At 49.3% G+C, this 12,794-nt stretch carries 11 protein-coding genes; 4 read left to right on the top strand and 7 right to left on the bottom strand.

Going from position 1 to position 12,794, the window contains the following annotated elements:
* Positions 1 to 27: 27 nt before the first annotated feature.
* Entirely contained in the window at positions 28 to 1,074 is a 1,047-nt protein-coding gene (locus LN737_RS11620) for a galactitol-1-phosphate 5-dehydrogenase (RefSeq protein ID WP_405518991.1), read from the top strand.
* Here LN737_RS11620 and LN737_RS11625 read toward each other — a convergent pair.
* The 3 genes from LN737_RS11625 to LN737_RS11635 form a co-directional block, all read right to left on the bottom strand.
* Positions 1,071 to 1,478: a hypothetical protein gene (locus LN737_RS11625; RefSeq protein ID WP_405518993.1), complete on the bottom strand. Its 408-nt coding sequence runs from the start codon at positions 1,476 to 1,478 to the stop codon at positions 1,071 to 1,073. The genes LN737_RS11620 and LN737_RS11625 overlap by 4 nt on opposite strands.
* Before the next feature lie 10 nt (positions 1,479 to 1,488).
* Positions 1,489 to 1,929, bottom strand: coding sequence for a hypothetical protein (locus LN737_RS11630; protein ID WP_405518995.1), 441 nt, complete (start codon positions 1,927 to 1,929; stop codon positions 1,489 to 1,491).
* Positions 1,930 to 1,995: 66 nt separating this feature from the next.
* Positions 1,996 to 3,381, bottom strand: a complete 1,386-nt coding sequence (locus LN737_RS11635; RefSeq protein WP_405518997.1) for a DUF4932 domain-containing protein — start codon at positions 3,379 to 3,381, stop codon at positions 1,996 to 1,998.
* Positions 3,382 to 3,441: 60 nt separating this feature from the next.
* On the opposite strand from LN737_RS11635, the gene LN737_RS11640 reads away from it, so the two are divergent.
* Positions 3,442 to 4,518, top strand: coding sequence for a Gfo/Idh/MocA family protein (locus LN737_RS11640; RefSeq protein WP_405518999.1), 1,077 nt, complete (start codon positions 3,442 to 3,444; stop codon positions 4,516 to 4,518).
* Positions 4,519 to 4,599: 81 nt separating this feature from the next.
* Here LN737_RS11640 and LN737_RS11645 read toward each other — a convergent pair whose 3' ends face one another.
* The 3 genes from LN737_RS11645 to LN737_RS11655 are packed head-to-tail and all read right to left on the bottom strand — an operon-like array spanning position 4,600 to position 9,111.
* Positions 4,600 to 5,901, bottom strand: coding sequence for a RagB/SusD family nutrient uptake outer membrane protein (locus LN737_RS11645; RefSeq protein ID WP_405519001.1), 1,302 nt, complete (start codon positions 5,899 to 5,901; stop codon positions 4,600 to 4,602).
* A gap of 16 nt (positions 5,902 to 5,917) precedes the next feature.
* The gene (locus LN737_RS11650; RefSeq protein WP_405519003.1) at positions 5,918 to 8,239 is read right to left on the bottom strand and encodes a SusC/RagA family TonB-linked outer membrane protein; all 2,322 of its coding nucleotides are present in this window, start codon (positions 8,237 to 8,239) and stop codon (positions 5,918 to 5,920) included.
* Positions 8,134 to 9,111 carry a carboxypeptidase-like regulatory domain-containing protein gene (locus LN737_RS11655; protein WP_405519004.1) on the bottom strand — a complete coding sequence of 326 codons (978 nt, stop codon included), beginning with the start codon at positions 9,109 to 9,111 and terminating at the stop codon, positions 8,134 to 8,136. The genes LN737_RS11650 and LN737_RS11655 overlap by 106 nt, the downstream gene beginning before the upstream one ends.
* A gap of 162 nt (positions 9,112 to 9,273) precedes the next feature.
* On the opposite strand from LN737_RS11655, the gene LN737_RS11660 reads away from it, so the two are divergent.
* Both LN737_RS11660 and LN737_RS11665 read left to right on the top strand, forming a co-directional pair.
* Entirely contained in the window at positions 9,274 to 11,496 is a 2,223-nt protein-coding gene (locus tag LN737_RS11660) for a S9 family peptidase (protein WP_405519006.1), read from the top strand.
* 206 nt (positions 11,497 to 11,702) lie between these two features.
* Positions 11,703 to 12,023, top strand: a complete 321-nt coding sequence (locus LN737_RS11665) for a hypothetical protein (RefSeq protein ID WP_405519008.1) — start codon at positions 11,703 to 11,705, stop codon at positions 12,021 to 12,023.
* Positions 12,024 to 12,105: 82 nt separating this feature from the next.
* Here LN737_RS11665 and ruvA read toward each other — a convergent pair whose 3' ends face one another.
* Positions 12,106 to 12,693, bottom strand: coding sequence for a Holliday junction branch migration protein RuvA (ruvA, locus tag LN737_RS11670; RefSeq protein ID WP_405519010.1), 588 nt, complete (start codon positions 12,691 to 12,693; stop codon positions 12,106 to 12,108).
* Positions 12,694 to 12,794 lie beyond the last annotated feature (101 nt).

Raw genomic sequence — 12,794 nt, forward strand, 5'->3', positions numbered from 1 at the left:
CCCCCGGACTGAAAGTCCAGACTACATATGAAAGCCCTCGTTTTAACCGAATACAATCACTTCGATTTACAGGATCTTCCCAAGCCAACCATTCGGCCGAATGAGGTGTTGGTACGGGTTCAGGCGGTAGGTATCTGCGGCTCCGACGTACACGGTATGGATGGGAGCAGTGGCCGGCGAATTCCACCTGTTGTGATGGGGCACGAAGCCAGTGGTATTATTGCTGAAGTGGGTGCTGACGTTCGAAACTGGGCGACCGGCGACCGTGTTACGTTCGACTCGACAGTGTATTCTCTCGACGATTGGTACAGCCGCCGGGGACAATATAACCTGAGTGATGGGCGCGAAGTTGTTGGCGTTTCGACGCCGGATTTTAAACGGCAGGGCGCATTTGCTGAGTTTGTAGCCGTTCCGCAGCACATTCTGTATGCAGTGCCTGATAACGTTACGTTTACCCAGGCTGCTTTGGTAGAGCCGGTGGCTGTGGCCTTGCACGCGCTGAGCCTGACACCAATTCAGGTCAACGATTCGGCGGTAGTTGTGGGGGCGGGTATGATTGGGTTGTTCGTCATTCAGGCGCTTAAATTGGCCGGTTGCGGGGCTATCATAGCCATCGATCTGGATGATGACCGGCTGGCATTAGCGAAAACTCTCGGCGCTACGCATAGCATCAACGCCGGATCGCCGGACCAACGTAGTGGCGACGTAGCAAAGCAGGTTCAGGCGCTCACGCACGGTCGCGGAGCCGACGTATCGTTCGAGGTTGTTGGCGCTGGCCCGACCGTAAAAACGGCGATTGACTGTGTTCGGAAAGGAGCGACCGTTACGTTGGTCGGGAATTTGGCGCCAACGGTTGAGATTCCGTTACAGGCTGTAGTGACCCGACAATTGCGTTTACAGGGTTCGTGCGCGATCAATGGCGAATACGAAGCGGCACTGGCTCTGATTTCGTCGGGGCGGATTAATGTCGAAGCAATTTTAAGCGCTGAAGTGCCGCTGGAAGAAGGGGCCGACTGGTTTAAACGACTGTACGACAAAGAAAAAGGACTAATTAAGGTTGTCTTGAAGCCCTAATCGACCCGTTCATACTGGCTGATCATATAGCCGTCATTTACTTCGAGCAACGTTTCGGTTAGCTGGCTGATCGTTACCTGTTTAAGTGTTGCGCAAAAGGCATTTGCACATAAATTCCAGGCGGAATAATTGATGGTTAGTCCCTGACGGCTATAGCGAGTAGGAGCGCAGCAGCTTCCGCCAATCTGTGCCCCATTTTTGCGGTAAACGACTGTTCCATCAGGCCGATATTCTGTATCGTAGTACGCATCCGTGTCCTGAATTGTCCACGCTACGTCCTGTATTCGTCTGGTTTGGTACAAATGCCAGCGATTATGCAGGAGATCAACGGAATCAACAGGGTTGTCGCTCCGGCAAGCTGCCGTTAGAAAAAACAGGAATACGACTCCGAAAAGCTTTTTCATGTTTCTCCATTTATGGGTACGTCTTGTAAACCACTGTAGCCCTCGACTGCTTTATAACCAGCTTAGTATCAGTCAATGTGTCAATCTGCCAGGCATTATCGATAGGCGCACAGTCGACCAGCGCGCACATGTCGTTGGGATTACGTTCAGGGAAAGCAATGGATTCAACGTCAGTCAGATCCAGCGTAGTGCCTTTGCGTTTGAATCGGGCGGGGGAACAACAGGCGTAATACTTTCCATCGGTGCCATACAGAATTGTCCCATTTGTCTTAAACGTAACAATTGACCAGGGTTCCGTTGGCGGTACGCTTACTGGCTGTCCGGTAGTATACTGTATCTCCGTAATCTGCCATGTCCGGTAAAGCAAATCGGTCGGACTCGTTACGTCATCGTCTTTGTGGCAACTGCTTAGACCTGCAAATAGCAAAAAGCACAACAGCCAGCTTTTCATGATTCTCGTGTTTTGAATCAGTGACCCTATTCCACCGGATTTGGTTGGAAACGGTCCGGAAAACTATTACTGCTTTGCGGCCCAGCCGATTATAGCAGGGTATAAATCCGCAACCGTTTGGCCGGGCTTTCTGCTTTGATACAGCCGTAATAACTCCTGATCGAATTCCCCAAACTTCCGAAATCCACGGTTTGTGGTCATGCTTTTTTCTGTCCTTGCTGTCAGCAGCGTAAAGGTTTTCGTATCGAATAAGTCGTGAAAAAGAAGTGTCACCAGGGCATAATTCATGTATTCCTCAAAACACGACAAGGGGTTGTTATAGGATGAGCTTGACGGCGTATTTGGTGTTGTCCATTTCGATAAGTCCTGAAAGGCTGTAGAAACCTGCGTAGCGTACTTATCCGCTTCGGGGTTCAGATAGCTGTGGTTCAATTCGGTAAAGGCAATTTTCATGCGCTCTCCACGCGTAATGGCTGGAGGCTGGTTTTTCTGTGAAGCACTAACAAATGGAAAATTGATGTGCATTTGGGCTTCGGTAAACCCATTATCCTCAAACCGATTGGCTGACTGATTCCAGCCCACCAAAGGCGTAAAAATTACTTTGATGGCCGAATAGTACGTTGACGGAAATTGCTTCTCCAGCCAGGCTTTCATGGTGGCTACATCCACATTTTTCCGAAAATCAGTGATGAGGTTTTTGTAATACGGATCGTTTTTCTGAAAGAATGTCCGAAAATCAGACTGCCGGGCAAACTGCTCCAGCATTGGTACGTAGGGTATTAAGTTGTTGTTCTCGCCCCAACTTACCCGATCGTAAACGCCACCGTTCTGAATGTGGTCGCCATCGAACCGATACGCGTAACTATCCATTTTTAAGTTATGGTAATAATCTTCCGAACGCGCCAGTAACGAATCGAAGGTGACTACGGCCCGGTGATTTTTGTAAGGCAGGAAATGCCTGATAACGGCCTTATAATACTCTGTATCTTTGAAAATGGCTTCCGTTTTTCCGTACTTGGTTAGCGCGAAAACCACATTGATCAACTCGTAGACTTCGGGTATTTCAACGATTGTTTTGCCCTGATTTGCCTGTTTATAAGCCTCATTGAAAACAGCTGCTTTGACGGGTTTATGGCTGGTGAAATGGCACAGTACCGTATCGCCTTTTCCTTCACGGATTATCTGGAAATCAGTGGTAACACCATATGTCAGCATCATCGCTACTGAATCCTTTTCTGAAACCAGTGCAAACGGAACAGAAGGTTTTTCGAGAGCGAAATCGTAGGAAAACGTTTTAGAAATTTCATTGATACCATTGAACTCATCGCGTTCTCCATTTACATAGAGTACAAGGCGGTTTAGCTTTGTGCGGATCGTTGGCAGCGATTTATTTTGGGCAAATATGTTAATTGTTGCTGAGAGAATCAGTAGAAAAAGAACAGTTCGCTTCATTGAGATAAGGGTGTTGAATGCCCTGCATTTTAACAGAAATTATTGACTAAACTATACATTATGCCTAATCCGATTCGTATCGCCATTATTGGCCCTGGCAAAGTGGCGCATCTGCACGCTAAGGCCGTTTTGCAAACTCCAGATACCGAGTTAGTTGCCGTTTATGGCCGGACGTATCAGAAAGCTGAGGATTTTGCCAATCAATATAACATTAGAGCGTACAGCGACATCTACGATATGGTAGATCGGGAGAACGTCGATCTGTGTCTGGTCTGTACAACTCACCCTTCACACCGCGAGCCAACCGTAGCGGCTCTTGACGCAGGCGCGCACGTACTGATCGAGAAACCGTTGGCCTCTACACTCGAAGATTGTGATGCCATGATTGAAGCGGCCCGACGTAACAATCGCTTTCTTGGCACAATTAGCCAGCGTCGGTTTTATGCGCCATCGATGCGCATCCGGCAGGCTATCGACTCTGGAAAGATCGGCAAACCCGTTCTGGGTACGGTTCAGATGCTTGGCTGGCGCGACGAAGCGTATTACAAAAGCGATGCCTGGCGCGGTACGTGGGCCGATGAAGGGGGTGGGGTGCTGGTCAATCAGTCACCCCACCAGCTTGATTTACTGCTTTGGTTTATGGGCGAAATCGACGAAGTATACGGAGTCTGGCGAAATCTGAATCATCCCTACATTGAAGTAGACGATACAGCGCTGGCCATTATTAAGTTTAAAAACGGGGGTTTGGGCAACGTAATCGTCAGCAACAGCCAGAAACCGGGCATTTTCGGGAAAGTGCACGTACACGGCGAAAATGGGGCATCGGTTGGCGTACAGACCGACGGTGGCGCTCTCTTTATAGCCGGTATGTCGACCATAACAGATCCGCCGGTGAATGACCTCTGGACAGTGCCGGGCGAGGAAAGCCTACTGGCTGATTTCGTTGAGGAAGACACTGAATTCTTTAAAACAATCGACGCGACGGTGTATTATTTCGGCTTGCAAATTGCTGAATTCAGAGACGCGATACGTGAAAATCGCCCGCCGATGGTGACGGGCGAAGATGGACGTAAGGTAGTTGCTTTATTCCAGGCGATCTACGAATCGACCCGAACCGGAATGCCTGTGAAATTATAAAGGAGAAAAGGGAGGAAAGAGAAAAGGATTTAGCGATCATTCCTTTTCTCCCTTCTCCCTCCTTCTTTCTCCCTTATTTAATTAACTCGGGTCCGTAGCTGGCGTACTTGTGTTATTGTCACGCTCGGTGCGCGGATACGGGTAAAAATTACGAGTCCGTTCTGAACCAGCTACGCCCGGCCCTGGCCGTCCGAACCGGCGGCTGTCTTCGAGCCGGACACCCGTGTAAGCCAGTTCAATGTTACGGTTGCGTAGAATTTCCAATAAAATAGCATCGGCCGTTTGCGGACCGCTATAGGCAGGAAGCGCTGCCCCCAGACCAAACACATCTGTTGCCGCCGTTTTGGTCAGTACCTTGTTCAGAGCTGTCACCGCACCGGCTAAATCACCTTTGCGAGCCGACGCTTCAGCCTGGATCAGCAGAATTTCGCCCGGCAGGTAAACCGGAATCGGGGTATTGTTCGCTGTATAAAACCCTGTGCCAAGATTTGCTTTGCTGTTAGCCGTCTGCGTATAGAAAGCAATACGTTTGTCAGCAGTTGAGGGGGCCAGAGCGCTCGACAACCCAAGATTAACGTTGGTCGGAGCGACTACGTTAACGTTACCAAACGCATAGAAAAAGAGAGGATTCCGGGAGTTATCATCGAAATTAAAAACCGATTTCTTGGTAAGATCCACCTTGGCAGCGGCCGTTAGGGCTTTATCGTAATCGCCAGCGAACAGCGCATAGCGGGCAATTAAGGCTTGCAACGTATTGGGGATATCGATGCCCGGCACGATTTTGCCGGTAAAGTTTGCGGATACAGGCGCCGAAGCCACCTGCGTAGCTGCCGATTCGAGCGATGCGATGGCTTCTTTCAACAGTTGAGCGCGATCGACAAAGGGCGAATTTTCCTGGGTGACGATAGGTGCTGACTGGAAAAATTGCGCCAGCGTACCCAAGGCCAGGGCACGGAAAATTGAAGCATAGGCCACGATACCACTTTTGGTACCGGCATCGCTCACCACTCCTGTGTTAGCCAGCACTAAATCAGCGTTGGCACGCAACAACTGTGATTGTGTCCAGATGGTCCGCACAACACCATTCGTGTTGGTTACGTTGGCCTGCCCCTGTTGCAGCGCGAACTCTTCGCCGTTTCCCTGATTGAGTACAATCAGTTCGCCAGTCGTTAATCCACCAGCCGCTACGGTGCTTCCAAGGACACTGCCGCCACCGCCAACCGAATAGCGGTACTGAAGGCTATTGCAAACCGTTATCAGCCCATCGGCCGAGCCAACTACCTGTGGCTGGCTGGCTGTGCTGGGGTTCAGGTATTCCTGCGTACAGGAATTCTGCGTCAGTAGCAGTCCTGATAGTAAGGAGGTTATAAGAATTTTTTTCATGACTTTTCTGTCTGTTTTAGAATGTTGCCGACAGTTTAACCTGATACGTGCGTGGAATAGGAACATTACCGAAGTCGAGGCCGCGAAGCAGGTCATTTGTGCCCCCCGCGTTGGTTTCGGGGTCGAATCCGGTGTAGGTGTCCCAGGAGTAAAGGTTGCGGCCAATCAGCGATACGTTGATACCGCTCACTGATTTAATCAGCTTTGGCAGCGTATAACTCAGCGATACTTCCCGCAGTTTGGTGTACGAGCCGCTTTCGACGCGCCATTCTTCCGTGTTGTAAATCCCGAAAATGTAGCCACGAGGTATTTCCCCTCTAAGCTCTTTCTCAACATAATCGCCCATACCCACCCCCTGTCGGGTCCGTCGGTCCGCATTGAATACGTCGACACCCTGAACCATGTCGATCAGCACGTGCAGCGTCAGCGCCTTATAACTCAGATTGGTCGTAAACGAGCCTGTCCATTTAGGATTCGGATTGGCAATAACGATGTTAGCCGTCGGGAATTTCGTGTCGGGCTGACCTTCGGGTGTGCGGGCTTTTTCGAAAGCAGTTGACCCAACCGCCTGCGACTTGGCCCGCTCAGACTGAGGGAAGCCGTTGCTGGTCAGAATCAGATTACCACTGTCATCGCGGGCGTAACCGGTTCCGTAAAACACACTGGCAGGTTGGCCCTGTAGCAAATAGGGAGCACCCGCAGGGGACGGAATGGAAATAGCCGGACTACCCAACGATAGTACCTTGTTTCGGTTTCGGTTAAAAATAGCAGTGAAATCCCAGCTAAAATCTTTTGTTTTTACGGGCACTACGTCCAGCACGATTTCCAATCCTTTGTTTTCCATCGTACCGACGTTATTAACAATACTCGACCCACCCGATGACGGTGCCAGTACGCGGTTGACGACCAGATCTTTAATCTGCTGATTATAACCCGTTACGCCCAGACCAATACGGTTGTTCAAAAACGAAACATCAACACCCCCTTCAAGTTCGGCCATGCGTTCGGGGCGCACTAGTGGGTTGGCCAGCTGCGAGCCCGGCAGCAGTGTATTCTTGCCCAGATAAGCCACTGGTGAGAACTGATAGAACCGGCTGTATGACCCGACGCCCGACAGGTTACCGGCTTCGCCATAACTAAGCCGTAATTTCAGGCTGTTAACGGCCTTGTTGAACGTAGCATTTTTCCAGAAACCAAGATCGGATACCACAAACGAACCACTGACTTTTGGATAGAACTGGTTGGTTACCGAAGGCGAAAATTTCGACGATTGGTCGCGCCGGATAGCCCCCGTCAGGAAAGCCAGATTTTGGTAGCCTAATGTAGCCTGTACGAAATAGCCACTCAGGTTGTAACGATCCAGACTGTAGTCGGCCAGTACTGTCGTGCTGGCGGCTCCCCGTACTGTTTCGATAAACGGCGCCAGGTTCTGCCCCTGTGACGTCGAGTAATCGGACCGGAAGAACTGGTAATTGTAACCAGCCACCGCATTTAGCTTAAACTGTGACGTTAGCTGACGTTCGTAGCTGACATTCAGGTCCGAATTGAGCTGCAGTACGGTGTTGTTGCCCGTTGCCGAAAAACCGCCGGGGTAGAGGTTGGCGCCGAGCGATGCCTGGGCTACGTAAGGGTAGGGCCGTATGTAGTTCTGACCAACTTGCCCGTAGGTATCAACCCCCAGGATATAGTCGACACTGAGACCTTTTAATGGCGTCAGGTTGAGTTGGATGTCGCTGATCGTGCGGTTGACAGACTGCGTAAAGCGCATATCTTCAATGGTTGACAGTGGGTTAACCCGAGGTCCTTCTACCGCCTGTAAATTACCCGATGCGTCACGCCTGGTAATGTCGTAGATGTTATTCAGGATAGTGACCGAGTTCATCGGGCTGTAGAATACGTTGCCATTGGCTTTTTCATTGGCAAAGCTGTTTACGTAGCTCAAACCTGCCGATAGTTTAATCCAGTTGGTCAGGCGTTGATCGATGCGGGCGCGGAGGTTGTACCGTGTGAAGTCAGTCCCTTTGATAATGCCCTCATTTTTCAGGTAGCCAAACGATACGTAGTACTGGGTATTGTCGCGGCCGCCCGAAATAGAAATGGCATCGTCGGTGCCGTAGCCTGTTCGGAAAATCTGATCGAAATAGTTGTAGCGTGGTACGTTGTCTACTACGTTCGACAGCAGTTTATTGACCGTTCCATCCCGGAAAATGTCGATAAATGTTGTGGCTGGATTCAGGGCAATAGCGGCCTGCTGCGACGCGTCGGAAGGGAAGGTCTGAATCGGGAAAAGGCGTTGCTGCGTGTTGCCAAACGTCTTGTTGTACAGATTAACGGGCACGCTTTTCCGGAGTTCGTTGACGTTGAACGAAGCCGTGAACGTAACACGGGGGCACCCGTAGAACCGCGCTTGGTAGTAATGAGCACAACGCCGTTGGCGGCTCGTGACCCATACTGAGCGGCTGCCGCAGCCCCATTGATTACGTTTATACTGGCAATATCATTGGGATTAATATCCGCAAGTCGGTTGGTGCCGGGGTTGGCCGACCCAATCTGGTCCGCCACGGCCAACTGCGATACGTTGGCGCTCTGGTTACTGACGATCACTCCATCAATGACATAAAGAGGGTCCGAAGAACCCGAAAGGGATTTTACCCCACGTAAACGAATCGAGATCGAGCCCGACGGATCACCGGAGTTTTGGGTAATCTGGGCGCCGGGGACCTTACCCTGCAACGCATTGAGCAAGCCCGCTGAACCCGTTTGCTGCAGATCGGCCGCTTTGATACTGCTGATCGCATTGCCCAGCTCACGGCGGGTGGTAGTAATCGTTGACCCCGTTACTACAACTTCATCCAGATTGGCAATATCTTCCTTCAGGGTTGTGCTGGTCGTTACGTTCTGCGCATTACCTAATGTTACGGTTTGTTTAGAAGGGCTGTACCCTATTGCCGAAAAATTCAGCGTGTACGTACCGGGTGTAAGGTTTGTTGTGAACGAATAATCTCCATTGGCATCTGTAGCCGTACCGGTCGTAGTGCCCAGTACCTGTACCGTAACGCCGGGAAGCCCCTGGCCGCTGGCATCTGTAATGCGGCCGTTCAGTGTAAATTGATTGCTTTGCGCCATGCCAGTCGTACAAAGCAATACGGTTAGCCAGAGCAGCCATAGATGGTGAATGCGCTGACCAACCAATACGTACTTATGTTTCATAAGTCAGTGAAAGTTGGTAGAAGAAATGAAACAGTAATTAATTCAATGGGAAATATAGGAATAAAAAGCCCCGATGGCCTACCGCTCCGGTATAGTTTTGTTCGAAATAGGGTAATCCCATTTTTTAGTAAATTTGAATCTTTGATAAGTCCCATACACTTCATGATCAACTCGAATCGAACAGGATGGCTGTTAGGCAGTATCCTCCTGATTGTCCATCTGGCTAGTGCCCAATCGGCCAAACAACGCTATGCGAGCCTCCAGCAGGCCGTTTTTTCGGGAGCACAACTAAATGGGTCACAAGGACCACGTAGTGTGAACTGGATTGAGGATGGTAATAAATTCTCCTTTATTGACGGGCAAAGCACGATCAAAACGTTTACGCCTAAAGACCAAAAGGAAGAAACCGTGTTTGATGGTAGCCAGCTTAAGTTTCCCGGCACGGAAAAACCCTTCGCTTACGAATCCTTTCAATGGTCGAAAGACTCGAAGAATATTCTGTTTCAAACCAATTTCAGGCAGGTGTACCGACGTTCCGGGATTTCGGATTATTACGTTTATTCCGTAGCCAGCAAGAGTCTGAAGGTTGTGGCAAAAGATGCGCAAACCGCTGAGCTATCACCTGATGGTCAGAAAATCGGGTACGAGCGGGGCGGAAATCTGTTCATGTTTGATTTTGCCACCCAGAAAGAAACTCAGTTTACCGACGATGCCAAACCGGCTTTTCTAAACGGTCGTTTCGGTTGGGTGTATGAAGAAGAATTTGGCCTGGCGCAGGCTTGGGAATGGTCGCCGGACAGCAAATTCATTGCTTTCTGGCAATCCGATGAGCGGCAGGTGCCCATGTATAAGCTCACTGATTACAAGGGCTTTGACGAAAAATTCGATTCGTTGCCTTATCCACGCGTAGGCGATACGAACCCAACCGTACGTATTGGTGTGATTGAGGTAGCTAATCGTGCAAAGCAGTGGATAAAAGTTGATCTGGATGGAGGGTATATTCCGCGCATTTACTGGACATCGCAGGAAGGGCAACTGGCGCTGATGCACCTGAATCGGAAGCAAAATCACCTGCGCCTGTTTATGGCGAATGGACGTACCGGACAGGCGAAACAGATTATGGAAGAAAAGTCCAGTACCTGGATCGATGTCTTTGATTTCTTCGCTGGAATCAATCACCTGATTTATTTCCCGGCAGGTATTCAGGAATTTTACTGGGTATCGGACCGTGATGGGTATTCCCATCTTTACCGATATGATTACACTGGCAAGTTACTTAACCCCGTTACCAGCGGTAAGTGGGAGGTTACGTATGTGCATCATATCGACCCCAAAGCACGGAAGGTGTATTTTACGTCGACCGAAGCTTCCCCACTGGAACGCCAGTTATTTGTGGCAGATCTGGACGGTAAAAATAAGCGTCGACTGACGACGATACCTGGCCGTCATACGATTAATTTTTCGCCGAATGGCCAGTATTTTATTGATCGGTATTCTAATACGGAAACACCAACCCAGGTCGAATTGCGCGATACGAAGGGATCGCTCATCAAGGCGCTGGAAACGAATAAACAGGTAACTGACTACCTCGGAAGCCACGCTTTTGCGCCCAAAGAGCTTTCCAGCTTTACAACCTCTGATGGTCAGAAAATCGACATATCCATTATCAAACCGCTTGATTTCGACCCTGCCAAAAAGTACCCGATTGTACTGGATATTTATGGTGGACCGGGCTCTCAGTCTGTTTACAACGATTTTGCCAGTTCGGGCTGGCATCAATGGCTGGCACAAACCGGGTACGTCGTAGTTGGCGTAAACAACCGGGGCAGTGGTGGCTATGGACGCGATTTCGAAAAAATAGTCTATGAAAAACTAGGCAAGTACGAGAGTCAGGATTTTGTAGAAACGGCGGCTTATCTGGCTAAACAGCCGTGGGTTGATGGGGCTCGGATGGCCATTCGCGGACATAGCTACGGCGGCTATATGAGCAGCTATACTATGCTGACACATCCCGGTATTTTCAAAGTGTCGCTTGTGGGTGCGCCGGTAACGGACTGGCGACTTTATGATACGATCTATACCGAGCGTTATATGGGTTTACTGCCCGAAAATGACGAGAAATATAAGATAAGCGCCGTATCGCCCTATGCCAGGAATCTGGCAGGTAAAATGTTTATTGCCCATTCGACCATGGACGAAAATGTGCATGTTCGCAATACGTTCCAGCTTATGAATGCACTCGAAGACGCCGGCAAGGATGCCGACTTACGTATTTATCCGCCCGGTGCGCATGGCGTTGCCTACAGTCCGACTACTCAACTGCTCTTATTTCAACAGTACACTACGTATCTGGAGACTAATCTGAAGGGAACACCATTAAATTAATTTTGTGCCTGACTTTTTTTAGTCAGGCTTTATTTTTTTATGCTTATTACTCAGAATCAATTACTTAGTCAAAACTACTTAATTCTACGGATTTTATAGGATACACGCTTGAGTAACAATGGCTTAAACAAACAGGAAAATGGCTTGTTAAACGTACCTGAGACCCTTATCCAATAAGGGATGGTACAACAAAACCAGTAACTGTTATGAAAAAACTCATCATCGCTGCATCACTCAGCACACTACTAATGGGAGCGCAACTGAGCTTTGCTCAGGCTGTACAGGAAGGTAAAGCCGCTAAAAAGGAGATGAAAGCCGAAAAGAAAGTGGCCAAAGCCAATGAGCTGAAAATGAATGCTAAAACGGGTAAAGGGCTGGAAATTGCTGGCGTTTCGGATCCAAAAACGAGAATGGCAAAAGCCGATCGGAAAATGGAAAAGGCTGAAAAGAAAGAGATGAAAAGTGAGGCTAAAGAACTAAAAGCAGTAGCTAAAGCAAAAACAAAAAAAGCGGCCGGGGTTGACTAGTTCAATCGATTTTATTTTCTCCATTCACTACACAAGCTAAAACGTGGCCAGTTCATCAACTGGTCACGTTTTTTACGATAGCTTAACGTAGCGCCTTCCGAATCACCTCTTCAACAGTCAGATTCGGTTCATCGCGTAATGCATCGTCTACGCTCTTTTCGGCCGTTGGCTTCGGAAAGCCCAGGGCCACAAGCGCAGCTAATGACTCCTCCCGAACCGGATTGGCAGCCTGTTGACGGTAAGTAGGTCCGTTCGGAACAACGCCTGAGCGCTTCATTTTGTCGCGCAGCTCCAGAATGATACGTTGCGCCGTTTTGGCACCGATTCCTTTAATGGCCTGAACCGCACGGACATTCTCACCCAGAATGGCCAGGCGTAAATCGCCCGGTTGCATGGCAGAGAGCATTCCTAGCGCCGTGTTTGGACCTACGCCCGACACAGCAATCAAATCCAGAAATAGCGATTTTTCATCGGCATTGGCGAAGCCGTATAGCGCCTGAGAGTCTTCACGAAACAGATGATGGATAAAGAGCTTGATCCGCTCGCCACCGCCGGGAAGAACAGTATAGGTTTGGAGAGAAATATGAACCATATAGCCCACCCCGTGAACATCGATGATAGTATGTGTCGGTTCTTTATAGGACAAAATCCCGTCTAGATAAGCAATCATTCGTTAGTGGAAAAGCTTCTTTTTAAGGCAGTTATATAACTTTAAATATACGAAAAACCCACGACTTTTTCTAGTAAAATCGCGGGCTTTAGGTTCGATGT

The organism is Spirosoma sp. KNUC1025 (assembly GCF_045160025.1).
In the GTDB taxonomy this organism is placed as follows: Bacteria; Bacteroidota; Bacteroidia; order Cytophagales; family Spirosomataceae; genus Spirosoma.

Excerpts from the sequence above, each read along its gene's own strand:
- LN737_RS11620 (WP_405518991.1), top strand. The coding sequence starts at position 28 with ATGAAAGCCCTCGTTTTAACCGAATACAATCACTTCGATTTACAGGAT.
- LN737_RS11625 (WP_405518993.1), bottom strand. The coding sequence starts at position 1,478 with ATGAAAAAGCTTTTCGGAGTCGTATTCCTGTTTTTTCTAACGGCAGCT.
- LN737_RS11630 (WP_405518995.1), bottom strand. The coding sequence starts at position 1,929 with ATGAAAAGCTGGCTGTTGTGCTTTTTGCTATTTGCAGGTCTAAGCAGT.
- LN737_RS11635 (WP_405518997.1), bottom strand. The coding sequence starts at position 3,381 with ATGAAGCGAACTGTTCTTTTTCTACTGATTCTCTCAGCAACAATTAAC.
- LN737_RS11640 (WP_405518999.1), top strand. The coding sequence starts at position 3,442 with ATGCCTAATCCGATTCGTATCGCCATTATTGGCCCTGGCAAAGTGGCG.
- LN737_RS11645 (WP_405519001.1), bottom strand. The coding sequence starts at position 5,901 with ATGAAAAAAATTCTTATAACCTCCTTACTATCAGGACTGCTACTGACG.
- LN737_RS11655 (WP_405519004.1), bottom strand. The coding sequence starts at position 9,111 with ATGAAACATAAGTACGTATTGGTTGGTCAGCGCATTCACCATCTATGG.
- LN737_RS11660 (WP_405519006.1), top strand. The coding sequence starts at position 9,274 with ATGATCAACTCGAATCGAACAGGATGGCTGTTAGGCAGTATCCTCCTG.
- LN737_RS11665 (WP_405519008.1), top strand. The coding sequence starts at position 11,703 with ATGAAAAAACTCATCATCGCTGCATCACTCAGCACACTACTAATGGGA.
- ruvA (WP_405519010.1), bottom strand. The coding sequence starts at position 12,693 with ATGATTGCTTATCTAGACGGGATTTTGTCCTATAAAGAACCGACACAT.